The 22,478-nt window shown below is 72.2% G+C and carries 25 protein-coding genes; 2 read left to right on the plus strand and 23 right to left on the minus strand.

Translation table 11 applies throughout. The features are described from left to right. From ispG to rpsB, 9 genes are all read right to left on the minus strand, one after another. A complete protein-coding gene (gene ispG, locus ACFSE6_RS16125) occupies positions 1 to 1,158 on the minus strand; it encodes a flavodoxin-dependent (E)-4-hydroxy-3-methylbut-2-enyl-diphosphate synthase (protein WP_388009666.1) in 1,158 nt (385 codons plus the stop codon). 130 nt (positions 1,159 to 1,288) lie between these two features. After that, entirely contained in the window at positions 1,289 to 2,605 is a 1,317-nt protein-coding gene (locus ACFSE6_RS16130) for a M50 family metallopeptidase (protein ID WP_388009525.1), read from the minus strand. Between the two features lie 134 nt (positions 2,606 to 2,739). Further along, on the minus strand, positions 2,740 to 3,981 hold the full coding sequence (gene dxr / locus ACFSE6_RS16135) for a 1-deoxy-D-xylulose-5-phosphate reductoisomerase (RefSeq protein WP_388009528.1): 1,242 nt from the start codon (positions 3,979 to 3,981) through the stop codon (positions 2,740 to 2,742). After that, positions 3,978 to 4,541 (minus strand): DivIVA domain-containing protein, encoded by a 564-nt coding sequence (locus ACFSE6_RS16140; protein ID WP_388009531.1) that lies wholly within the window; start codon positions 4,539 to 4,541, stop codon positions 3,978 to 3,980. The genes dxr and ACFSE6_RS16140 overlap by 4 nt, the downstream gene beginning before the upstream one ends. 106 nt (positions 4,542 to 4,647) lie before the next feature. Continuing rightward, entirely contained in the window at positions 4,648 to 5,577 is a 930-nt protein-coding gene (locus tag ACFSE6_RS16145) for a phosphatidate cytidylyltransferase (protein ID WP_388009534.1), read from the minus strand. A gap of 44 nt (positions 5,578 to 5,621) precedes the next feature. Continuing rightward, positions 5,622 to 6,179, minus strand: coding sequence for a ribosome recycling factor (gene frr / locus ACFSE6_RS16150; RefSeq protein WP_388009537.1), 558 nt, complete (start codon positions 6,177 to 6,179; stop codon positions 5,622 to 5,624). Positions 6,180 to 6,183: 4 nt separating this feature from the next. Continuing rightward, positions 6,184 to 6,948 carry a UMP kinase gene (pyrH, locus tag ACFSE6_RS16155; RefSeq protein WP_388009539.1) on the minus strand — a complete coding sequence of 255 codons (765 nt, stop codon included), beginning with the start codon at positions 6,946 to 6,948 and terminating at the stop codon, positions 6,184 to 6,186. Between the two features lie 82 nt (positions 6,949 to 7,030). Then, positions 7,031 to 7,870 carry a translation elongation factor Ts gene (gene tsf, locus ACFSE6_RS16160; RefSeq protein WP_388009542.1) on the minus strand — a complete coding sequence of 280 codons (840 nt, stop codon included), beginning with the start codon at positions 7,868 to 7,870 and terminating at the stop codon, positions 7,031 to 7,033. 31 nt (positions 7,871 to 7,901) lie between these two features. After that, complete coding sequence (gene rpsB / locus ACFSE6_RS16165; protein WP_388009545.1) at positions 7,902 to 8,921, minus strand: 30S ribosomal protein S2; 1,020 nt, start codon at positions 8,919 to 8,921, stop codon at positions 7,902 to 7,904. 459 nt (positions 8,922 to 9,380) lie between these two features. On the opposite strand from rpsB, the gene ACFSE6_RS16170 reads away from it, so the two are divergent. Beyond that, complete coding sequence (locus tag ACFSE6_RS16170) at positions 9,381 to 10,034, plus strand: M23 family metallopeptidase (protein ID WP_388009548.1); 654 nt, start codon at positions 9,381 to 9,383, stop codon at positions 10,032 to 10,034. An 85-nt stretch (positions 10,035 to 10,119) separates the two neighbouring features. Next, complete coding sequence (locus ACFSE6_RS16175) at positions 10,120 to 10,767, plus strand: YdeI/OmpD-associated family protein (protein WP_388009551.1); 648 nt, start codon at positions 10,120 to 10,122, stop codon at positions 10,765 to 10,767. Here ACFSE6_RS16175 and ACFSE6_RS16180 read toward each other — a convergent pair. The 14 genes from ACFSE6_RS16180 to ACFSE6_RS16250 form a co-directional block, all read right to left on the minus strand. Further along, entirely contained in the window at positions 10,752 to 11,681 is a 930-nt protein-coding gene (locus ACFSE6_RS16180) for a tyrosine recombinase XerC (RefSeq protein ID WP_465254172.1), read from the minus strand. The two genes, ACFSE6_RS16175 and ACFSE6_RS16180, sit on opposite strands and share 16 nt — an antisense overlap. A gap of 162 nt (positions 11,682 to 11,843) precedes the next feature. Continuing rightward, the gene (gene dprA / locus ACFSE6_RS16185) at positions 11,844 to 13,007 is read right to left on the minus strand and encodes a DNA-processing protein DprA (protein ID WP_388009557.1); all 1,164 of its coding nucleotides are present in this window, start codon (positions 13,005 to 13,007) and stop codon (positions 11,844 to 11,846) included. Then, a complete protein-coding gene (locus tag ACFSE6_RS16190; protein ID WP_388009560.1) occupies positions 13,000 to 14,544 on the minus strand; it encodes a YifB family Mg chelatase-like AAA ATPase in 1,545 nt (514 codons plus the stop codon). Before ACFSE6_RS16190 ends, dprA begins: the two co-directional genes overlap by 8 nt. Next, positions 14,544 to 14,906, minus strand: a complete 363-nt coding sequence (locus ACFSE6_RS16195) for a YraN family protein (RefSeq protein WP_388009563.1) — start codon at positions 14,904 to 14,906, stop codon at positions 14,544 to 14,546. Before ACFSE6_RS16195 ends, ACFSE6_RS16190 begins: the two co-directional genes overlap by 1 nt. Positions 14,907 to 15,010: 104 nt before the next feature. Further along, entirely contained in the window at positions 15,011 to 15,313 is a 303-nt protein-coding gene (locus tag ACFSE6_RS16200; protein WP_388009566.1) for a DUF2469 domain-containing protein, read from the minus strand. A gap of 7 nt (positions 15,314 to 15,320) precedes the next feature. Further along, complete coding sequence (locus ACFSE6_RS16205; RefSeq protein ID WP_388009569.1) at positions 15,321 to 16,214, minus strand: ribonuclease HII; 894 nt, start codon at positions 16,212 to 16,214, stop codon at positions 15,321 to 15,323. Then, complete coding sequence (lepB, locus tag ACFSE6_RS16210; protein WP_388009572.1) at positions 16,211 to 17,008, minus strand: signal peptidase I; 798 nt, start codon at positions 17,006 to 17,008, stop codon at positions 16,211 to 16,213. Before lepB ends, ACFSE6_RS16205 begins: the two co-directional genes overlap by 4 nt. A gap of 145 nt (positions 17,009 to 17,153) precedes the next feature. Continuing rightward, positions 17,154 to 17,510 (minus strand): 50S ribosomal protein L19, encoded by a 357-nt coding sequence (gene rplS / locus ACFSE6_RS16215; RefSeq protein WP_388009575.1) that lies wholly within the window; start codon positions 17,508 to 17,510, stop codon positions 17,154 to 17,156. Positions 17,511 to 17,679: 169 nt separating this feature from the next. Further along, entirely contained in the window at positions 17,680 to 19,107 is a 1,428-nt protein-coding gene (gene trmD / locus ACFSE6_RS18990; protein ID WP_465254173.1) for a tRNA (guanosine(37)-N1)-methyltransferase TrmD, read from the minus strand. Position 19,108: 1 nt separating this feature from the next. Next, a complete protein-coding gene (gene rimM, locus ACFSE6_RS16230) occupies positions 19,109 to 19,732 on the minus strand; it encodes a ribosome maturation factor RimM (RefSeq protein WP_388009581.1) in 624 nt (207 codons plus the stop codon). Position 19,733: 1 nt separating this feature from the next. Further along, complete coding sequence (locus ACFSE6_RS16235; protein ID WP_388009584.1) at positions 19,734 to 19,973, minus strand: RNA-binding protein; 240 nt, start codon at positions 19,971 to 19,973, stop codon at positions 19,734 to 19,736. Position 19,974: 1 nt separating this feature from the next. Continuing rightward, the gene (rpsP, locus tag ACFSE6_RS16240) at positions 19,975 to 20,460 is read right to left on the minus strand and encodes a 30S ribosomal protein S16 (RefSeq protein WP_388009587.1); all 486 of its coding nucleotides are present in this window, start codon (positions 20,458 to 20,460) and stop codon (positions 19,975 to 19,977) included. A 250-nt stretch (positions 20,461 to 20,710) separates the two neighbouring features. Continuing rightward, positions 20,711 to 21,523 (minus strand): ABC transporter permease, encoded by an 813-nt coding sequence (locus tag ACFSE6_RS16245; RefSeq protein ID WP_388009590.1) that lies wholly within the window; start codon positions 21,521 to 21,523, stop codon positions 20,711 to 20,713. Next, positions 21,520 to 22,476 carry an ABC transporter ATP-binding protein gene (locus ACFSE6_RS16250; RefSeq protein WP_388009593.1) on the minus strand — a complete coding sequence of 319 codons (957 nt, stop codon included), beginning with the start codon at positions 22,474 to 22,476 and terminating at the stop codon, positions 21,520 to 21,522. The genes ACFSE6_RS16245 and ACFSE6_RS16250 overlap by 4 nt, the downstream gene beginning before the upstream one ends. Between the last annotated feature and the right edge of the window lie 2 nt (positions 22,477 to 22,478).

The raw sequence follows: 22,478 nt of genomic DNA on the forward strand, positions 1-22,478 counted from the left end.
TCAGGAGACGGTGACGACCGGAGAGGTGCCGGTGGAGGGGGCCGCGTCGCCGTCGTCGATCCCCATTTCCTCGGCGATGCGGTTCGCCTCGGCGATGAGAGTCTCGACGATCTGGTCCTCGGGGACGGTCTTGATGACCTCGCCCTTGACGAAGATCTGGCCCTTGCCGTTGCCGGACGCGACGCCGAGGTCCGCCTCCCGGGCCTCGCCCGGGCCGTTGACGACGCACCCCATGACCGCCACCCGGAGCGGGACGGTCATCCCCTCAAGACCGGCGGTCACGGAGTCGGCGAGCTCGTAGACATCGACCTGGGCACGGCCGCAGGAGGGGCAGGAGACGATCTCCAGCTTGCGGGGGCGCAGGTTGAGCGACTCCAGGATCTGGGTACCGACCTTGACCTCCTCGGCCGGCGGCGCGGAGAGGGAGACGCGGATCGTGTCACCGATGCCCTTGCTCAGCAGGGCTCCGAAAGCGGTGGCGGACTTGATGGTGCCCTGGAACGCGGGCCCGGCCTCGGTCACGCCGAGGTGGAGTGGCCAGTCACCACGCTCGGAGAGCATCTCGTAAGCCTGGACCATGACCACCGGGTCGTGGTGCTTGACCGAGATCTTGAAGTCGTGGAAGTCGTGCTCCTCGAACAGCGACGCCTCCCACACCGCGGACTCGACCAGGGCCTCCGCGGTGGCCTTGCCGTGCTTCTCCAGCAGGCGCTTGTCGAGGGACCCGGCGTTGACGCCGATGCGCAACGAGACGCCGGCGTCGGAGGCGGCCTTGGCGATCTCGCCGACCTTGTCGTCGAACTTGCGGATGTTGCCCGGGTTGACGCGGACCCCGCCGCAGCCGGCCTCGATCGCGGCGAAGACGTACTTCGGCTGGAAGTGGATATCCGCGATGACCGGGATCTGCGACTTCTGCGCGATGATCGGCAGCGCTTCGGCGTCCTTGTCGGTGGGGCAGGCGACCCGGACGATGTCGCATCCGGACGCCGTCAGTTCCGCGATCTGCTGCAGCGTGGCGTTGATGTCGTGCGTCTTGGTGGTGGTCATCGACTGCACGCTGACCGGCGCGTCACCTCCCACCTCGACGTCACCGACGCGGATCTTGCGCGTCGGTCGACGCGGCGCCAGGACCGGTGGCGCCTCCCGTGTGGTCGGCATACCGAGCGAGATAGGGCTGGTCACGCCCCCAGTCTAGGACGACGCCGCCCGCGGGCGTGGTCGGGGCGAGGAACCCCACAGGGCGGGCCGGGAACGGGCGGACCCGGGCAGGACGGGACGGGTCGAGTCGCTAGCCGGAGAGCGAGACTGGGCGGACGATGTCCGCGTAGGCGAGCAGGACGGTCATGCCGAGCATGAACGCGATGACCACGTAGGTCGCGGGCAGCAGCTTGGCGGTGTCGACCGGACCGGGGTCGGTTGCATGCCGCCACATGGCGAGTCGGCGACGCAGCCCCTCCCACAGCGCGCCGGCGATGTGCCCACCGTCGAGCGGCAGCAGCGGGACGAGGTTGAACACGAACAACGCCATGTTCACCGAGACGATCAGCCCCATCATGTCGGCGCTGCGTTCGGCCAGGCCGTAGCCCTGTCCCTCGATGGAGGCGATCTCGCCCGCGAACCGACCCACACCGATGAGGCCGACGACGCCAGGGTCCCGCTCGGCCGTCCCGAAGGCGGCCTCGGCGACGTCGACGAGACGTTCGGGCAAGGTCACCACGATGTGCACGGTGCGGCTGAACAGGTCCCAGACGAGGCCGGGGACGGCGGTGACCGGCTGGCGGACCAGTTCGAACGTGGGGCCGATGCCGACGTACGGCCGCGTCTCGGTGACGATCTCGCCATCGTCCGAACGCACCGGCGTGCCCTCGTCGTCGACGACGGGACGCTCGTGCGGGGTCGGGGCGACCGTAAGCGTCTCGTGCTCGCCGTCGCGGATCACCTCGACCTGGGTGGGGCCGGTGCCGCCGGAGGCGATCGTCGCCGAGATCTCCTCCCACGAGTCGACGTCGGTGCCACCCCACGTGACGATCTCGTCGCCCGGCTGCAGCCCGGCCTGAGCACCGGGGGCGACCGGGTCGGTCTCGGTGCATTCGGTGGCCTGGGGATCCTCCGGGACGCACTGCTGGACCGATCCGAGCGTCGTCGTGTACTGGCCGATCCCGAGCCCGACGGCGACGACGCCCATCAGCACCGCCGCGATGAGGAGGTTCATCAGCGGCCCGCCGAGCATGACGACCATCTTCTTCGGCACGCTGAGCCGGTAGAAGGCGCGGTGCTCCTCACCCGGCCCGAGTTCCTCCAGCGCCGCGGCGCGCGCCTCCTCGACCATGCCGGGCCGCCCGTCCCGCCGCGTCCGCACGCGGGCTCCCGCGCGTGCCGGCGGGAACATGCCGACCAGCCGGACGAAGCCACCCAGCGGGAGAGCCTTGACGCCGTACTCCGTGCCGTTGACGGTCTTCGACCACAGGGTGGGCCCGAAGCCGACCATGTACTGCGGAACCTTGACCCCGAACTTCTTCGCGGGGACGAGGTGCCCGATCTCGTGCAACGCGATCGAGACGATGAGGCCGGCGGCGACGATGAGGACGCCCACGGCGAATTCCATGCGTCCTCCCGCTCTCGTGTCGGTCCGGGCTCCTCGTCCCATCTTGCCCGCCTCGGTGAGCAACGCGCTGACCGGGCCTGGAGTTCCGTGGTCCCGACGCGCGGAAGACGTCGGCCGGTCGGTACGGCGCGGGGTCAGCCGGCGCGGGCGATGACCTCGTCGGCGCGCTCGCGCGCCCAGGACTCGACGGCGAGCAACGTCGGAAGATCGGGCACCGCCACGCCATCGTGCCCGGCGAGGACCTCGTCGACGGTCGCGAGGATCCCGGGGAACGGGATCCTGCCGGCGTGGAAGGCGTGCACCGCCTGCTCGTTCGCCGCGTTGTAGACCGCCATGTGGGTGGCGGAGGCGGCACAGGCCTCCTGGGCGAGCCGGACGGCGGGAAAGGCGTCGTGGTCGAGCGGGGCGAAGTCCCAGGTCGAGGCCCGTGTCCAGTCGAGCGGCTCGTCGACGTCGGGCAGGCGCTGCGGCCAGGACAGGCCCAGAGCGATCGGCACCCGCATACGCGGCGGCCCGGCCTGGGCCACGGTGGAGCCGTCGTGGAACTCCACGAGCGAGTGGATGAACTGCTGCGGATGGACCACCGTCTCGATGTCGGCCAGCGGCACGTCGAAGAGCAGATGGGCCTCGACCACCTCGAGGGCCTTGTTGACCAGGGTCGCCGAGTTGGTGGTGATGACCTTGCCCATCGCGAAGTTGGGGTGGCGCAGCGCCTCCTCGGGCGTGACGCGGGCCAGATCGGCGGAGCTGCGCCCCCGGAACGGTCCTCCGGATGCCGTGAGGATGAGCCGCCGCACCTCGCTGCGCCCGGTCACCACCGCGGACGTCATGCCCTTCTCGTGCCGGCCGGAGGTTAGCGCCTGGGCGATGGCGCTGTGCTCGGAGTCGACGGGGACGACCTGGCCGGGCCGCTGCTGCGCCTGTTGGACCAGGGCCCCACCGACGACCAGGGACTCCTTGTTCGCCAGCGCCAGCCTCGCCCCGGATCGCAGCGCCGCCAGGGTGGGCGCCAGGCCGACCGATCCGGTGATGCCGTTGAGGACGACACCGTCCGGTCCCAGCATCCCGGCCACCTGAGCCTGTGCATCCGGGCCGGTGAGGATCTGCGCGTCCCAGCCGCGGGCCGTCAGGGCTCTGCGCACGGCAGGTTCCGCTGCCGGGTCGGCGACAGCCACGACGTCGGCGCGGTGGGTGGCTGCCTGCGCGGCGAGTAGGTCGGCGTGACCACCGCCGGCGGCGAGAGCGCGGACCCGGTACCGCCCGGGATGCGCGCTGATGACGTCGAGCGCCTGGGTGCCGATGGAACCGGTCGAACCGAGGATGACCAGCTCGGCCGGTTCGGTCGTTGCCGGCGCGTCCTCGTCGGAGCCGGTCACTCGACGGCGACGAGGACCTCGACGGCGCGGGCGAGGTACGCGTCGACGGTGCCCTCGTGGTAGGCGCGGCGGGCCGGGACGGACGGGAACGTCGTCGCCCGCAGTTCGGCCGACGTCATCTCGCCACCTTCGTCGAAGTAGGCGATGAGCCGGTCCATGAGCTCGTCGACGGCTTCGCGGTCGTACCCGCGGCCCTTCTCGGGCGCGCGGAACCGCTTGCCGGCCGGGCGGAGCAGACGGGGGTACAGCGTGGTGGCGAGATCCGCGGTGCGGTCCATCCAGGCGGCTTCGCCGTGCTCGGCGATGAACGCGGACCGGGTGCGCTGGACGAACGCGGCTTCCAGGCGGTCGAGCGCGGCGTCGACCGCGGCGGTGGAGTATCCGTCTCGGACCAGGTCGAACGCCGCGGCGCGCACGTCGTGCTCATCGATGCGTTCCGAGCCGTCCGCGCGCGGTTCGCTCTCCTCGTAGGCGGCACGGGCGCGGGTGAAGAAGTCCTCGACCTGCTCGCGGTCGTACCCCGTGCGCCAGCGGCCCGCCGTGGGGAACATCCCCGTCATCCCAGCTCCTTCCCGTCCGTCGAAGTATCGCGCACCACGGCCCGACAGTGGCTCATCCTCTCACCGGCGCGGCCCACCGCGGCTCGGCACGCCGTCCGGACCATGCTCACAGGACCAGGCGGAAGACCGCATAGCACACCGGGGCGCAGATGAGGATCGAGTCGAGGCGGTCCATCAGGCCCCCGTGGCCCGGCAAGAGTGAGCCCATGTCCTTCAGGCCGAGGTCACGCTTGAGCAGGGACTCGGCCAGGTCGCCCGTGGTGGCTGCGGCGACGGCGGCGACCCCGAGCGCCACGCCGCCCCACCAGGGAGCGCCGAGGATCAGCACGAGGACGGTGGTGGCCACGCCGCAGGTGAGCAGCAGCGAGCCCACCGCCCCCTCCCACGACTTCTTGGGGCTGATCGTCGGCGCCATCGGTGTGCGGCCGAAGAATACGCCGGCCACGTAGCCGCCGACGTCGTTGGCGACTGCGACGAGCAGGACCGTCAGAACCAGCCAGGAGCCGCGATCGGCGGCGAGCAGCAGGATGGCGAAGCCGGCGAGGAACGGCACGTAGGCGGCGGCGAAGATGCCCGCTGCGGCGTCCCGGACCGCCTCCATACCGCCGCCGTCGAGGATCCGCCAGACGAACACACCGCCGCAGGTGAGGGCGAAGGCCATGAGCATGGCCTCCTCGCCGGCCATCCAGGCCGAGACCTCGATGCCGACGGCGCCGACCCACAGCGGCAGCACCGGGATGCGGATGTGTCGTTGGGACACTGCCCCGGCGAGCTCCCACAGGGCCATGCAGACGGCGGCGACGGCGAGGACGACGAAGGCCTCGCGCCGGATGAACAGACTCAGGCCGACGACGGCGAGCAGGCCGAGCCCGACGGCGATGGCCGAGGGGAGGTTACGCCCGGCGCGGCCGCTCGTGGCAGGTTCGCGCACCACCGGCCGCGGCGGGGCCGGCTCGACCAGCGCGGTCGTGGCCCGTCGGCGGGCCTCCCCCAGCCGGCGGATGGCACCGGTGATGGGGTCGGTGGGGTTGTCCATCGAGAGCTCCGTCGGTTGGCGCCGGCGCGGGCCTGCGGCGCTGCTCAGACCTCGAGCAGCTCTTTCTCCTTGCCCTCGAGCACCTGGTCGACGACCTCGACGTGCCGTTTGGTCACCGACTCGAGTTCCTTCTCGGCACGCTCGACCTCGTCCTCACCGGCCTCGCCGTCCTTCTTGATGCGGTCGAGCTCTTCCTTGGCCTTGCGCCGGATGGCGCGGATGGCGATCCGCGCGTCCTCGCCCTTGGAGCGGGCGAGCTTGACGTAGTCCCGTCGGCGCTCCTCGGTCAGCTGGGGCAGCACCACGCGGATGACGTTGCCGTCGTCGGTGGGGTTGACCCCCAGGTCGGACTCGCGCAGCGCCTTGATGATCCCGTCACTGGCGGCACGGTCGTACGGGCTGATGAGGACGGTACGGGCCTCGGGGATGGCGATGGAGCCGAGCTGCTGCAGCGGGGTGGGTGCACCGTAGTAGTCGACGAGGATGGCCGAGAACATGCCCGCGTTGGCGCGTCCCGACCGGATGTGGCTGAGCTCCTCGCGGGCGACCTCGACCGCCTTGTCCATCTTCTCCTCGGCCTCGAGCAGGGCGTCGTCGATCACGGCGTCACTCCTTGGTGTTGTGGATCGGTTGGGGGTCGGCGGACACGAGCGTTCCGATCTTCTCACCCCGAAGGGCTCGGGTGACGTTGCCGTCCGGGCCCATGCCGAAGACGCGCATGGTCAGGTGGTTGTCCATGCAGAGGCTGAACGCGGCGGCATCGACCACGCGCAAGCCGTCGCGCAGGGCCTCGGCGTAGGTGACGTGGTCGAGCTTCGTGGCGGTGGGGTCCTGCCGCGGGTCGGCCGTGTAGACGCCGTCCACCCCGTTCTTGCCGACGAGCACCTCCTGGCAGTGGGTCTCCAACGCACGCTGCGCGGCCACCGTGTCGGTGGAGAAGAAGGGCATGCCGGCACCGGCACCGAAGACGACGACGCGCCCCTTCTCCATGTGCCGGATGGCCCGCAGCGGGATGTACGGCTCGGCGACCTGCCCCATCGTGATGGCGGTCTGGACGCGGGTGCGCACGTCGGCCTGCTCGAGGAAGTCCTGCAGCGCGAGGGCGTTCATGACGGTGCCGAGCATGCCCATGTAATCGGCGCGGGACCGGTCGATCCCGCGGCGGGAGAGCTCGGCGCCCCGGAAGAAGTTCCCGCCGCCCACGACCACCGCGACCTGGATCCCGTCCGCCACGGCCACAGCGATCTGGCGGGCGACGTCGCCGACGACGTCCGGGTTGAGGCCGACCTCTCCGCCGCCGAACACCTCGCCGGAGAGCTTGAGGAGGACCCGGCGGGGAACGGGTCCGTGGTCGGTGGCACGGTCGGTCATCTCAACCTCCTGGACGTGGCGCTGCTGGCCTGGTGCGAGGGTGGCCCCGACCCTTGCCGGGCCGGGGCCACCATAAGTCGCGTCAGGAGCCGACGCGGAACCGGACGAAGTCCGTGATCGTGCCGCCGGCCTCCTCGACGACCGAGCCGACGGAGCGCTTCGGCTCCTTGGCGTAGCCCTGGTCCAGGAGGACGTTCTCCTTGAAGTAGCCGTTCAGGCGCCCCTCGATGATCTTGGGGAGCGCCTGCTCCGGCTTGCCCTCGTTGCGGGCGGTCTCCTCGGCGATGCGCCGCTCGTCCGCGACGATGTCCGCCGGGACGTCCTCCCGGGTGCGGTAGGTCGGGGCGTATGCCGCGATGTGCATGGCGACGTCCCGGGCCACCGCGGCGCCGGCGGAGTCCGAGGCCACCAGCACGCCGACCGACGGGGGCAGGTCCTTCGCCGTCCGGTGCAGGTACAGCGACACCTTCTCGCCGCTGACGCGGGCGAGGCGGCGAACCTGGATCTTCTCGCCGAGGGCGGCGGCGATGTCCTCGAGCCTGCGCTGAACGGTCTCGCCGTCGACCTCGGTCGCCAGCAGCGCGTCGACGTCGGTGGCCCCGGAGGAGACCGCGGCGGCGAGCACGCTGTTCGCGAAGTCGACGAACGTCTGGTTCTTCGCCACGAAGTCCGTCTCGGAGTTCACCTCGACGATGACACCGGTCTCGCCGTCGCCCTCGCTGACCACCTCGGCGGCCACGAGGCCCTCGGCCACGGTACGGCCCTCGCGCTTGGCCACACCCTTCAGGCCCTTGACCCGGATGATCTCCAGGGCCTTCTCCTGGTCGCCGTCGGCCTCGTCGAGAGCCTTCTTGACGTCGAGCATGCCCGCGCCGGTCTTCTCACGCAGGCTCTTGATGTCGGCGGCGGTGTAGTTCGCCATGAACGATCCTCTCCAGATGTTCGTCGGGTGGTCAGGACTGCTGCTCGGCGTCCGCGGCGTCCTGGGCGGCCGGGGCGTTGTCGGCGACCTGGGTGGCGTCCGGGCCGGCGGTGGCGTCGGCGGTGGTGGCCGCGGCGCCCGGGGTCTCCTCGGCAGCCTCGGCGGCGTCGGCGACCTCGGAGGCGTCGTGCGTGGCGCCGGCGGTCTGCTCGGCGGCCGCGGTGGCCTCCGCGGTGGCGTCGGAGGCCTCGGCCTCGGCCGGTGCGTTCGTGGTCTGCTGCTGCTCGCCCTGGGACTCGAGGAGCTCACGCTCCCACTCGGGCAGCGGCTCCTCCTCGGTACCGGCACCGGCGTTGCCGCCGTGGCGGGTCACCAAGCCCTCCGCGACGCCGTCGGCGACGACGCGGGTGAGCAGGGAGACGGCGCGGATCGCGTCGTCGTTGCCGGGGATGCGGTAGTCCACCTCGTCCGGGTCGCAGTTGGTGTCGAGGATCGCCACGATCGGGATGTTGAGCTTGCGGGCCTCGGCGACGGCGAGGTGCTCCTTCTTGGTGTCGACGATCCACACCGCGGACGGCACCTTGTTCATGTCGCGGATACCGCCGAGCGTGCGCTCCAGCTTGTCCTTCTCGCGGCGCTGCATGAGCAGTTCCTTCTTCGTGTAGCCGGAGGCGGCCACATCGTCGAAGTCCACCTGCTCGAGCTCCTTGAGGCGCTGCAGGCGCTTGTGCACGGTGCCGAAGTTGGTGAGCATCCCGCCGAGCCAGCGCTGGTTGACGTAGGGCATGCCCACGCGCTGAGCCTGCTCGGCGATGACCTCCTGGGCCTGCTTCTTGGTGCCGACGAAGAGGATCGTCCCGCCGTGCGCGACGGTCTCCTTGACGAACTCGTAGGCGCGGTCGATGTCGGTCAGCGACTGCTGGAGGTCGATGATGTAGATGCCGTTGCGCTCGGTGAAGATGAAGCGCTTCATCTTCGGGTTCCAACGGCGGGTCTGGTGCCCGAAGTGCACGCCGCTCTCGAGGAGCTGGCGCATGGTGACGACGGCCATGGCACGTCCTTTCCGCGCGGTGGTCCGCGCGCAGCTGGGCCCGGCCCGCCGGACTGGCGCCCGCGTTCCGTGCCCGTGGTTTTCCGGTTGTCTGCTCTGTCGAGCCCTGGTGCCTGCGACGAGCCTGCACCCGTGGCCGTCCACCGGCCGCGGGACCGCTGCTTCTCGTCTCACCGACCGAGGTCCGTCCGTGCGGACGAACTGATGCGGTGATGTGCGGGCACGCGATGTCAGCCGAGTGACTCGGCTGCGGGACCATGCTAGCCGATCCGGGCGCTGCGGGCGCGGGTCGATGCGCCCCAGCGGTGCGGCAGTCGTCACGTTCGGCGGTTGGATGGTGGCCCGGCACGCACCGCGCCGACGACGCCGTGTCCCCACCACGGCCCCGCGACGCCGCCACGTCCACAGCGCGGCCGCACGTCCCGGCGCCGGACGCCGCACCTGGGCCAGCCTGCCGGCATGACTCGCATCGTCCTGCTACCGGCCCGGCTCGCCGTCCTCCTGCTCATGCTGCTGTCTGCGGCGGCCGCGCCGGCGGCGGCCGCACCGGCTCGGGGCGTGGTGGGCTCGACCGGCCCCCCTGTGCCGGCCGCGGACCGGGCCGGCGGGGTGATCACCGCCCCTCCGGCCGGGTGGTCCCGGCCCGGCCGGGCGGACGGGGCCGCGGCCCGGTCGGATCGGGACGCCGGCGGTACCGACGGCGCCCGGTACGAGTGGCCCACCGGCGGCCGGGTACCCGTGCAGCGGGCATTCGACCCACCGGAGGCGGTCTGGGGTGAAGGACACCGCGGCGTCGACCTCGCGCTCCCGGCGGGCTCGCGGGTGCTCGCCTCGGCGGACGGGGTGGTCGCGTTCGCGGGCGTGGTGGTCGACCGCCCGGTGGTCTCGATCGATCACGTCGACGGGATCCGCACTACCTACGAACCGGTACGTCCCACGGTCGCGGCCGGTGACGTGGTCTCGTCCGGAGACGTCATCGGCTATCTGCGGCCTGGGCACTGCCGGCCTCCGGACGGGTGTCTGCACTTCGGCGCACGTACCGGGCCGGACAACTATCTCGATCCGCTCACCCTGCTCGGGGCCGAGGTGGTGATCCGGTTGTTCCCGACATGACGGCCGTCGCCCGGTCGACCGGAGATCCCGGTGCGAGGTGTCCGTACGGCCACCTCCTGTCAGCCGGTGGTGACAGACTCGGCGCATGACGAGCTCCGACCCGGATCCCGAGGTGGTGCACTTCGCCACCCCGGCCGAGTTCCGTGAGTGGCTGGAGCGCCACCATGCCACGGCCACCGAGCTGTGGGTCGAACTCCGCAACAGGGCACACCCGGAGCGCGGCATGACCTGGGCGCAGGCCGTACCCGAAGCTCTGTGCTTCGGCTGGATCGACTCCGTCTCGTACAAGCACGGCCCGCTCTCGCGGCGCCAGCGCTGGACGCCGCGCCGGGCGGGCAGCACCTGGAGCCGGGTCAACATCGAGATCGCCGAACGTCTCATCGCCGAGGGGCGGATGCGGCCCGCGGGTCTCGCTGCGTATCAGCGCCGGAAAGATGAGAGGTCGGGTGTCTACAGCTACGAGCAGGATCCGCTCGACTTCCCGCCGGAGTACGCCGCATCGCTGGCGGCCTCACCGGCCGCGACAGCCTTCTGGCAGATCGCGACGGCGTCCTACAAGAAGATCTGCGTCCGCTGGGTGCTGTCCGCGAAGCAGGAGGCCACCCGCCAGAGGCGGATGTCTCAGCTCGTCGAGGACTCGGCGAACGGCCAGATCGTCAAGTCCCAGCGGTACGGCACCGAGCCGGCGTGGGTGACACGAGCCGCGGAGGCCGCAGCTCAGGCCCGTGGGTGAGCCTGGGTGTAGGCCGCTCGCAGCCGCTCGGGTGTGACGTGGGTGTAGCGCTGCGTGGTCGAGAGCGAGGCGTGCCCCAGCACCTCCTGCACGGTGCGCAGGTCCGAGCCGCCGGCCAGGAGGTGGGTCGCGGCCGAGTGGCGCAGGCCGTGCGGTGCGAGGTCGGCGACTCCGGCCTGCGCCGCGAGCCGGTGCACCTGGCCTCGCAAGGTCCGAGGGTCCAGGCGGCCGCCGCGGACTCCGAGGAACAGCGCGCGGCCGGTGCGCGGTCCCACGAGCCGTGGCCGGCCACGGTCGAGCCAGGCGGTCAGCGCCCGCCCCGCGGGCACACCGAAAGGCACCACCCGCTGCTTGTCCCCCTTGCCGGTCACCCGCACGGTCCGTTCGGCCAGGTCGACGTCACCGATGTCGATGCCGACGAGCTCGCTCACCCGCACGCCCGAGGCGTACAGCAGCTCCAGTGCGGCCCAGTCGCGCAGACCGGCCGGTTCGTCCTCGTCGGCACGCTCACGGGCGGCGTCGAGCAGTCGGCCGGCGTCCGGCACGTCGAGCACCACGGGCAGGTGCCGGTCCGGCCGGGGACTACGCAGCCGGGCACCGACGTCGGCCGGCAGATGACCGGCACGTGCCGCCCAGGCTGAGAACGTGCGCACCGCGGCGACCCGCCGGGCCAGGGACGAGCGGGCCATGCCGCGCCGTTGCTGGGCGAGCAGCCATCCGCGTAGCACGGTGATGTCCACCTCATGCAGCCTCACGCCGACCTCGCGGCAGTGCTCGAGCAGCGAGGCGACGTCGCCCAGATAGGCGCGCACGGTGTGTCCGCTGAGATTGCGTTGCAGGTCGAGGTGGCGCGCGAAGGCGTCGAGGACCTCGTCCTCGCGCTCCCGCTCCTCGCCGGTGCTCACGACCCTCACCGTACGCCGGTGGGGTGTCGGTGCCCGTACCGGTCGCGTAGCACGCGTGCCGGGTCCGGACTGGGGATGGCCACCGAGTCACCGCCGTTGTTGAGCGCGTTCCGTCCGAGGTCACCGTCGTAGGCGTCCTGGGGTTCATCCGGCCGGCTGGCGTGACGCGGCTCACTCTGCTTGCCGCGACGGCCGGTCGGCCGGGGCCCGCCGCCAGCCTGCCGAGGACCGTTCGACCCGTCCGGCGAGTTCGAGGGTCCCGAGCGCGGAGCGCACCTCGGCGAGTGCCAGGCCGGCCGCCCGGGCGAGGTTCGGTGCTGCCGCGGCCGCTCGCGCGGGCAGCGCGTCGAGGACCCGCGCCGCCAGCGGATCGAGATCGTCGAGCAGGCCCGGCGCGCTCGGCCGCTGCGGCGCGAGGTGCTCCCCCACCGCTCCCGCCAGGTCGAGGACCTCGTCCGTGTCGGTGACGCACACGGCCCCGTACTCACGGAGGAGCCGGTGACAGCCCGCGGACGCCATCGACGAGACCGGTCCGGGCACGGCGCCGAGCGGCCGGGACAGGGCCGCGGCGTGCCCCGCGGTGCTCAGGGCGCCGGACCGCCACGCGGCCTCGACCACGACCGTCGCGCCGGCAAGTGCCGCGATGAGCCGGTTGCGCGCGAGGAACCTGTTGCGGGTAGGGACCGAGCCGGGCGGCACCTCGGACACCAGTGCTCCGGCTTCGGCGGCCTCCTCGAGCAGCCCCGCGTTCCCCGCCGGGTACAGGCGGTCGACGCCACCGGCCAGTAGCGCCGTCGTCACCCCGCCGACCGCCAGTGCGCCGCGGTGGGCGGCCGCGTCGATCCCATAGGCGCCGCCGGAGACAACGCTGCGGCGGGACTCCGCCACGCCGGCGCCGAGCTCGGCGGCCACCGTGTTCCCGTAGGCGGTCGAGGCCCGTGCCCCAACGATCGCCACGCTCGGGGCTGCGAGTGCTGCGACGTCACCGCGGACCCACAGGCACGGGGGCGCCTGCTCGCCGAGGTCGGCCAGCGGCGCGGGCCAGGCGTCGTCCCCGGGCACGACCAGGTGGCCGTCGAGCCGGTCGAGGACGTCGAGCTCCCGGCGGATGTCGAGGGTCTCCAGCCGCGGCGCCCATCGGCCCACGGCCTGCTGCCAGTGCCGGTCTGCGGCGTCCGCCGTCCCGGATGCGACGGCGGACAGCCACTCCAGCGCGGGGCCGGCTCCGAGCCGCGCAAGAAGCGCGCCGGCCGCCGGGTCCGGCGCCTCGACGAGACGGCTCCAGGCCGCTGCGGCCAGACGGTCGTCCGAGGCGTCGAAGGGCAGCTTACGCATCGGTGCTCCCCCGCGTCCGAAGGGCGAGCGCCGTCCCGACATCGGTGACGGTGGGCCGCTCCTGCCCGGCCAGATCCGCGAGTGTCCACGCCACGCGGAGCACCCGGTCGACGCCTCGCATGCTCAGCGCTCCGCGGTCCAGGGCCCGCTCGAGGCTCACCCGGACATCCGTGGGCAAGCCGCCGTCGTCACTGCGCAACCAGGAACCCGGGACCTCGGCGTTGGTGCGCCAGCCGGTCCCGGCGAGACGGTGGTGCTGGCGCTCGCGCGCGGCAGCCACCCGCTCGGCGACGGCGGCCGAGGACTCGGCGTCCTCCGCGAGCGCCAGGGAAGCACGCGTCACGGGCGGGACGTCGACCTGGATGTCGATCCGGTCCAGCAACGGACCGCTCAGCCGGCCGAGATAGCGACGTCGTTCCAACGGGGTGCAGCGGCACGCCCGCCCTTTGCCGATCGCCTTGCCGCAGGGGCAGGGGTTGGCTGCGAGCACAAGCTGGAACCGCGCGGGGTAACGAGCACTCCCGCTCGCCCGCTGCAGCACCAGCTCCCCGTGCTCAAGGGGTTGGCGCAGGGTCTGCAGCACCCGGGGCTGGAACTCCGGCGCCTCGTCGAGCAGCAGCACGCCGCGGTGGGCACGGCTGACCGCGCCGGGCCGGGGAAATCCGGTCCCTCCGCCGACGACGGCGGCAGCGGTCGCGGTGTGGTGCGGGTCCTCGAAAGGCGGGCGGCGCAGCAGGCCGGCCGCGGCGTCGAGCGTGCCGGCAACGCTGTGGACGGCCGAGACCTCGACGGCGTCCGGCTCGGGCAGGTCGGGCAGCAGACCGGGCAGCCGGGCCGCCAGCATGGACTTGCCGGTGCCGGGTGCCCCGAGCAGGAAGAGGTGGTGCCCGCCGGCGGCGGCGACCTCGAGGGCGAAGCGCGCCTCGTCCTGTCCCCGCACGTCCTTGAGGTCCGGACATACGCCGGGTTCCGGGGGCGGCGGGCTGGGCGGCGGCTCCGGGGCGGCGCCGTCCGGACGCCGTGCCTCGCCGCCGTAGTCCACGATGAGGTCCGCGAGGTGCTCGACCGGCCGGACCTGCGCACCGGGCACAAGACGCGCCTCGGCCGCGTTCTCGGCGGGCACGACGACCTCCGTCCTCCCGGCACCCACCGCGGCCGAGACGGCCGGGAGGATCCCGCGCACCGGGTGCAGCCGGCCGTCGAGACCGAGTTCACCGAGGTGGACCGTCCGCGCGGCACGCTCCTGCGCCGGCAGGCCGGCCGCGACGAGCACCGCGACTGCGAGCGCGAGGTCGAGGCCCGTCCCGGTCTTGGGCAGCGACGCGGGCGAGAGGTTGACCGTCATCCGGTCGTTCGGCCACGCGACCGAGGAGCTGGTCACGGCGGCCCGGACGCGCTCGCGTGCCTCGTTGACCGCGGTGTCCGGCAGACCCACGAGTGCGAACGCCGGCAGGCCCGAGGACTTGTGCGCCTCGACCTCCACGAGATGGCCGACGAGGCCGAGCAGACTCACCGTCCACGTCCGTCCCAGTCCCATCAGCCCACCGCCCGGACGTACTCGACACGGGCGGCGCCGGACCGTGGCACGAGCACGGCGGCGACATCGATCCGCACGGCAGCGGCACGACGGTCGTGAGCGGCGAGCCAGGCGAAGGCCAGGCGGCGTAGCCGGCCGAGCTTGGTCCGCGTGATCGCCTCGGCCGGGTGGCCGTAGGCCGTGGATCGGCGGGTCTTGACCTCGACGAAGACCACCGTGTCCGTCGCCGGCTCGCGGGCGACGACATCCAGTTCGCCGTGCGGGCACCGCCAGTTGCGGTCGAGAACCTCCCAGCCGCGGGCGGCGAGGTCGCGCGCCACCACCCGTTCGCCGTACTTGCCGACGGCGTCTTTCGCCTGCACGGGCAACCACCTCCGCGCTCACCTTGGCGCGGGCGAGCCCCGGCGGGTCACAGGGCCGGCGTCACCTGTGGACGCCCCGGCAGTTCAGCCGCTGGCTGTGGAACTCACGGCACCTCGATCTCGCGTTTGGCGAGTTCCTCGATGTTGACGTCCTTGAAGGTGACGACGCGCACGGACTTGACGAAGCGCGCGGACCGGTAGACATCCCACACCCAGGCGTCGGTGAGGGTGAGTTCGAAGAACACCTCCCCGCCGTCGTGGCGGGCCTGCACGTCCACGTGGTTGGCGAGGTAGAAGCGGCGCTCCGTCTCGACCACGTACGCGAAGAGCCCGACCACGTCGCGGTACTCGCGATACAGGTCGAGCTCCAGCTCGGTCTCGTAGTTCTCCAGATCCTCCGCGCTCACGGGGCCATCATGCCCCGACGGACCGGTGACGTGCCCACCCGGCGGTCGGCGCGACGTCCCGCGCCCCATCCTGCTCAGCATCCTCGGTGGCATCCGGGGACTGGCCGTCCGCGTACTCCTCCGCCGCGAAGGCCTTGTCCGCGAAGGCCATGTCGTCGGTGACCGGATCGCCCTGTCCGGGCAGTCGCCACGAACGACGATGCAGTTCACAGGGGCCGTGCTCACGCAATGCGGCGAGGTGCTCGGGTGCGGAGTACCCCTTGTTCCCCTCCCAGCGGTACTGCGGGTGGTTCGGCGCGTGCGCGACCATCATCGCGTCACGCTCGACCTTGGCGAGCACACTGGCCGCGGCCACGACCGCGCACCGGGCATCGGCCTTGATCTGGGTCCGCACCGGCGGGACCGGCACGATCTCGTCGGTACCGGGCACCGGAACCTCCGGCGGCTCGGGGGTGAACAGATCCGTCTGCACCGGCGGGGCCAGCCAGTCGTGGTTGCCGTCGAGCAGGACCAGTCCCGGACGTAGCCCCTGGGCGGCGAGGCCGGCGAGCGCCCGCCGGCCCGCGAGCCGCAGTGCGGCCATGATGCCGAACTCGTCGATCTCCGCCGGACTCGCGTGACCAACTCCCCCGGCGACGCACCAGGCGCGGACGGGGGCGACGAGTGCCTCCCGGGCCTGGGCGGTCAGCAGCTTGGAATCCGCGAGACCGCGGGGCATTCGCCGTGAGGTGGTGGCGTCGACGACGGCGACGCCGACACTGACCGGCCCGGCCAGGGCCCCGCGGCCGACCTCGTCCATGCCGGCGACGCACGACCCCTCGGCCAGCTCGGCGAGCATGGCGGTCTCCACCGTGCGGGACGGTTTGGGCCGTTTGCGCCGTCGGGTCATCTGGGGCGTCACTCGGGCTCCGGCACGTCGGCGAACGTCTCCTCAGGGTTGTTCAGCAGTGTGATCCGGTCGGCCGGCCAGAGCAAGACGAACGCGCGGCCGACGATGTTCTCCATCGGGATGGTCCCGCCGCCGGGCTCGCCCATGTGTGCTCGGGAGTCCGCCGAGTTGCCGCGGTTGTCGCCCATGACCCAGACCCGGTCCTCCGGGACGGTGACCTCGAAGGACGTCTCGCTCGGCTCGGCGCCCGGGTAGAGGTACGGCTCGTCGACAGGCTCGCCGTTGACGAGCAGGCGCCCCTGGTCGTCGCAGCACTCGACGTGGTCGCCCGGTAGCCCGATGACCCGCTTGATGAGGTGGTGGCCGGCGTCCTGCGGCAGCAGCCCGATCCAGGTGAGGACGTCGGCCGCCGTCTGCTGCCACGGCGAGCGGTTGTCCTCCGGGACCTCGCCGAGCCAGTCGCCGGGGTCGACGAACACGACGATGTCTCCCCGCTCGAGATCGAACGGTCCGGGGGCGAGCTTGCTCACCATGACACGGTCGCCGAGCTCGAGCGTGTTCTCCATCGACCCGGACGGGATGTAGAACGCCTGCGCGAGGAAGGTCTTGATGACCACCGAGAGCACCAGGGCGGAGACCATCACGGTCACCATCTCGCGGAACCAGCCACCCCGCCGCTTCGGTGCCTCGGGCCTCGCGGACTGCTGCTCAGGCGGGTAGCTGGGAGGCATCGGCTCCTGGGGCCCAGGGCCGGCCTCCACGCCCTCCGCCGGCTGCTCGCGGCGGCGGCCGCTGTCGGTGGTCACGAGATCCTGCTCCCCTCGGGCACGCGTTCTGCCAGGCGGGCCCGCACGTGCGGGGTGCGACAGACCTGACCGAACCCTAACAAGCGGGCCAGGTCATCCGCCCGACCTGCCGGATCGTGAACCCGCCCGAGGCCGGGCACTCGACTCAGCGGGCGCTCTGGTCGCGCTTCTCGCGGATGCGGGCCTTCTTGCCGCGCAGGTCACGCAGGTAGTAGAGCTTTGCGCGGCGCACGTCGCCGCGGCTGACGACCTCGATGGAGTCGATCACCGGCGAGTGCAGCGGGAAGGTGCGCTCGACGCCCACGCCGAAGCTGACCTTGCGGATCTTGAAGCTCTCGCGCACACCGGAGCCGGAGCGAGCGATCACCACACCCTGGAAGGCCTGGACGCGGGAGCGGTTGCCTTCGACGACCTTGACGTTGACCTTCAGGGTGTCGCCGGCGCGGAACTCCGGGATGTCGTCCCGCAGCGAGGCGGCGTCGACGGTGTCCAGGGTCTGCATGGTGGTCTCTTCCCGCCCGTGCCACAGGTCACGCGCGATCCTCAGGGCAGCCCGATCGGCTGCCGGCTGGTTCGATGACGGCGTCTGCGGTCCGTGGCCCCCTGTGGCAGGTCCGACGGCATGAAGGCGACGCGCGCCGCCTCAGTCTGCCACAGCGGCAGGTGGCGGGCTAGCTCCGGCCGTGCGGCGGCGGTGTGGTCTGCCGCACGTCGTCGCGGTGCGAGGTGAGGTCGAGGACCATGACGACGTCGTCCATGAGCTGGTCGCCGACGCGAAAGGTGCGCGGCCCGGCGGTGGCGAATCCCTGCTTGCGATAGCTCGCCTGCGCGCGCCAGTTGTCCGCGTTGGTCCCCAACCACAGCGTCCGGAGCGGCTGTCCGTCGATCTGCACGGCGGCGGCCTGCGCCGCAGCGGCGCCGAGGAGCGCGCCGGCCACGCCGGTGCCCTGGTACTCCGGGTAGACGTAGCACTTGCTGAGCTCGGCGGCCGGGCGGTCAGGCACGAGCGCGGCGACGTCGTCGGCGTACGGAGGCTCGTCCGGGGTCCGGGGGAGCACCACGAGGGTGTACCCGACGAGGCCGGAGGGTGCCTGCGCCACCTGGACGCGGTAGTGGTCGGTATCGGTGAGGTACACGGTGGTCCGCGCAGGGCTGAGGTGTTCGGCGATGAAGGCGGTGATGTCGTCCGCACCGAGCTCGGGCGGGCACGCCAGCGGGAAGGTCGCCGCGGCCAGATCCGACAGCGCCTGGGCTTCGTCCGGCCGGCCGGGCCGGATCCGCACCGGGACGGGGGCCGACGCGCCCGCGGGTACGAACCAGCCGTGCCGGGCGAGGATCGCGCGGTCAGCGCGGTCCAGCTCCTGCGGGTCGAGGGCGGAGATCATGTCGGGACGGCGCCGGACCGTTCGCTCGAGTGCCTGGTCACGCCGCCAGCGGGCGACGTTGCCGTGATGCCCGGACAGGAGCACTTCGGGGGCGCGGCGACCGGACCATTCGGCCGGTTTGGTGTAGACGGGGTACTCGAGCAGGGCGCCGCCCTCGCCGCGGCCGTGCGATTCCTCGGTGAGCGACTCGGGATTGCCGAGGACCCCCGGCAGGAGGCGCGCGACGGCCTCGACGACGACGAGGGCGGCCACCTCTCCCCCGTTGAGGACATAGTCACCGAGGGAGATCTCGCGGACCTCGACGGTCTCGACGTCCTCGGTGTAGTGCTCGGCGACGCGGGCGTCGATGCCCTCGTAGCGCCCGCACGCGAGGACGAGCCGGTCGGCCCGGGCGAGGTCCTCGACCAGGCGCTGGGTCAGCCGTTCCCCGGACGGCGTGGGCACCAGAAGCACGGTGCGGCCCGTGGACTCACCGGTCAGGACGTCCGGTCCGAGGACGTCGTCGAGGGCGCGGCCCCACACGTCGGGACGCATCACCATGCCGGCTCCGCCACCGAACGGAGTGTCGTCGACGGTGCGGTGACGGTCGCTCGTCCATGCGCGTAGGTCGTGCATTCGCAGGTCGAGCAGTCCGTCGCGGCGGGCCTTGCCCACCAGGGACAGGTCGAGGGCGTCGAGGTACTCAGGAAAGATCGAGACGACGTCGATGCGCACCTCAGCCGTTCCTTTCCCCGGTCCGGGCGGTAGGACCGCCGTCGTCGGGCCCGTCCTCGCCGTCAGCGACGTCGGCCGGGTCCCCGGGGAACAGACCGTGCGGCGGGTCGAGGGTGACGGTGCCGGCCTCGAGGTCGACCGTGGGGACGAGCGCGGTGACGAACGGGACGCGTACCTCTGCCGTCGCCTCCGGCCCGGTCGGCTCGCCCTCGTCCGGTGCCGCCACGACGAGGACGTCGTGCGCCGGCAGGTGCTCGACCTCGATCACCTCACCCAGGTCCCGGCCGTCGGTGTGGACGGCGCGCAGACCGACGAGTTCGTGCGGGTACCACGCGTCGTCGGCGCCCGGTTCGTCGGCGGCCTCCTCCTCGTCCGTCTCGACCACGAGACGGATCCCGCGCAACGCCTCGGCAGCGGTGCGGTCGCGAGCCTCGGCGAAGAGCACGTAGGTGACGCCCTGGTGGGTGCGGGTCCGGGCCACGGTGAGGGGTCCGGCGTCGGCGGGGTCCGTCTCCAGGCTCCTGCCGACGGCGAGCCGGCGGGCCGGTTCGTCCGTACGGACATCGAGACGGACCTCGCCACGCAGCCCGTGCGGGGCGCCGACGACGGCGACGGTCAGCAGCACGTCAGTTGCGGTCGGTGTCCACGACGTCGACCCGGACCGGCCCCGAGGTGGACAGGGCGCCGATGACGGTGCGTAGCGCCCGGGCGGTGCGTCCGGACCGTCCGATCACCCGGCCCAGGTCGTCGGGATGCACGCGCACCTCGAGCAGCTCGCCCCGCCGCAACGAGCGGGTGTTCACCCGGACCTCGTCGGGGTTGTCGACAATGCCTCGGACGAGGTGCTCGAGCGCGTCGGCCAGCACCTCAGGATTCCTCGGTGGGCTTCGTCTCCTCCGCGGGCTCCGGCGCCTCGTCGGAGCCGGCGGCGCCTTCGTCGGCCTGCTCGGCGGCGGGCTCCTCGGTCTGGGCGGAGGCCTCAGCGGCCTTCGCCTTGCGGAGCTCGGCCTCCTCCTCGGCCGCCTTGACCGCCGCGGACCGGACCTCCTCTGCGGCCGCGGTGTCCTTGGTGCGCAGGCGCGAGGTGGCGCCGTCGATGCCCTTGAACTTCTGCCAGTCGCCGGTGACCTTCAGCAGTGCCGCGACCTGCTCGGTGGGCTGGGCGCCGACGGAGAGCCAGTACTGGGCACGGTCGGAGTCGATGTCGATGAACGACGGCTCATCGGTCGGGTGGTACTTGCCGATCTCCTCGATCGCCTTGCCGTCGCGCTTCTTGCGCGAGTCCATGACGACGACGCGGTAGTAGGGCGCGTGGACCTTGCCCATGCGCTTGAGGCGGATCTTGACTGCCACGAGGTGGTACTCCTGAGTTCGTTCGGGGCGGACCTCGCCGGCGCCCGGGTGGGGACATCGGGGCCGCGGAGGTCACGGGACACAGCCTCGCCCGGTGAGAGGGACCGGACGCGCTGAGTACAGCCGGTCATTCTGCCAGAACACCGGGCTGGGCCCAACACGGCGCCGGGCGGGCGGGACGTGCGCTTCGACACGTCCCGCCCGCCCGGCCTCCGGTGACCGGCCGCGTGGCCACGTCGAGCCGCTCCCGTCAGCGCCAGCGGAACAGCTTCGCCGCGAGCGGGTAGAGGACGGCGATGTAGACCACCATGACGACCAGCTGGCGCGCGGGTACCTCGCCGGCGAACCACGCCGCCTCGATGCCCTGGCTGGCCGCGCCGAGCGGGGTGTAGCTGCCGATGGTCTGCACGGCGTCGGGCATGATCGGGCCCGGCGTCCACAGGCCCGCGAAGAAGAGCATCGGGAAGTAGGTGAGCATGCCGATCGCGTTGGCCGTCGAGGCCTTGGCGGCCACCGCCGCGATGAGCAGGCCGACACCGAAGACAGCGGCGGCCCCCAGCACCACGGAGAGTACGACCATGAGCGGCTCGTCCGGAGCGACCCAGTCGAACGCTGCGGCGAAGACCGCCAGTGCCAGTGCGGCGGCCACGACGAAGGCGACGACGCCGATGATCACCTGGACGACGAGCACACCCTGCGGCCGCATCGGCGTCGTGGACAGGCGCTTGAGCACGCCCTGCTCACGATAGGTGGCCATCGCGGCCGGCAATGTGGTCAGCGCGGGAGCTGCCATCGCCGTCGCGAGGACGGGCGGGATCATCACCACGATGGTCCGCAGCCCCTCGAGCGGCCCGGGGTCGGTGATCGTCTCGTCGAGACCGGGGATGAGGTAGCCCATGCCGAGGATGAGCACGGTGGGGAAGGCGAGGGCGAAGAACACGTTCCCGGGCTCGCGCAGGAACAGTCGGACCTCGGAGCGCAGGAGGGCACCGAACCCGGGGCCGAGGACGCTGCGCCTGCTCCTGGGCGGAACCGACGTCGTGGGGGCGGTTGTCGTAGTCATGCGGGGACCTCCTGGCTCTCGGCTGGGGCGCCGGTCACCTCGACGAAGACGTCTTCGAGGGACCGCGTGAGGGTACGGATCTCGCCGGGGACGACGTCGCGGTGCGCGAGCGCGATGACGACGTCGGGCAGCACCCGGTGACCACCGGTCACCTCGTACTCGTCCCCGATCGGGGTGATGGCCTCGACCTGCGGCAGGTCGCGGACGGCGGCGACGGCGTCGGCGGGAGTGTGCTCGGGAAGCCGCATCCGGAAGGTGCGCCGGTCGTCGCGGGCCGCGATGAGCTCGGTGGGCGTGCCCTCGGCCACCACGCGGCCGTCGTCGATGATGGCGAGGCGGTCGGCGAGCCGTTCCGCCTCGTCCATGAAGTGGGTGACGAGCAGGATCGTCACCCCGGAATCGCGGACGCGCTCGATCAGCGCCCAGGTGTCCCGGCGCGCCTGCGGGTCCAGCCCGGTGGTGAGCTCGTCCAGGACGGCGATCTCGGGGTTGCCGACGAGGGCCAGGGCGATGGACAGGCGCTGCTGCTGACCGCCCGAGAGGTCCTTGAACGCGGTCTCGGCCTTGTCCGTCAGCCCGAGCATCGCCAGAAGCTCGGCCGGATCTGCGGGGTCCCGGTAGAACGAGGCGTACAGCTCCAGCGCCTCGCGGGCCCGGATCTTGGCAGGCAGCCGGGACTCCTGGAGCTGGATCCCCAGCCGGTCGCGGATCGCCTCGGGGTGGGACTGCGGATCGGCTCCGAGGACACGGACGGTGCCGCCGTCGGCCTGGCGCAGGCCGGCGAGCGTCTCGACGGTGGTGGTCTTGCCGGCGCCGTTGGGGCCGAGGATGCCGAAGATCTCGCCGCGTGAGACGGTCAGGCTCACGTCGGCCACGGCAACCTTCTCCCCGTAGGTCTTGCGCAGGTGGGAGATCTCGATGACCGGGTCGGCCGGTCGGGTGGGGCGGGTCATGG

The sequence above is a fragment of the Georgenia deserti genome, from assembly GCF_042680605.1.
Classification (GTDB): domain Bacteria; phylum Actinomycetota; class Actinomycetes; order Actinomycetales; family Actinomycetaceae; genus Allobogoriella; species Allobogoriella deserti.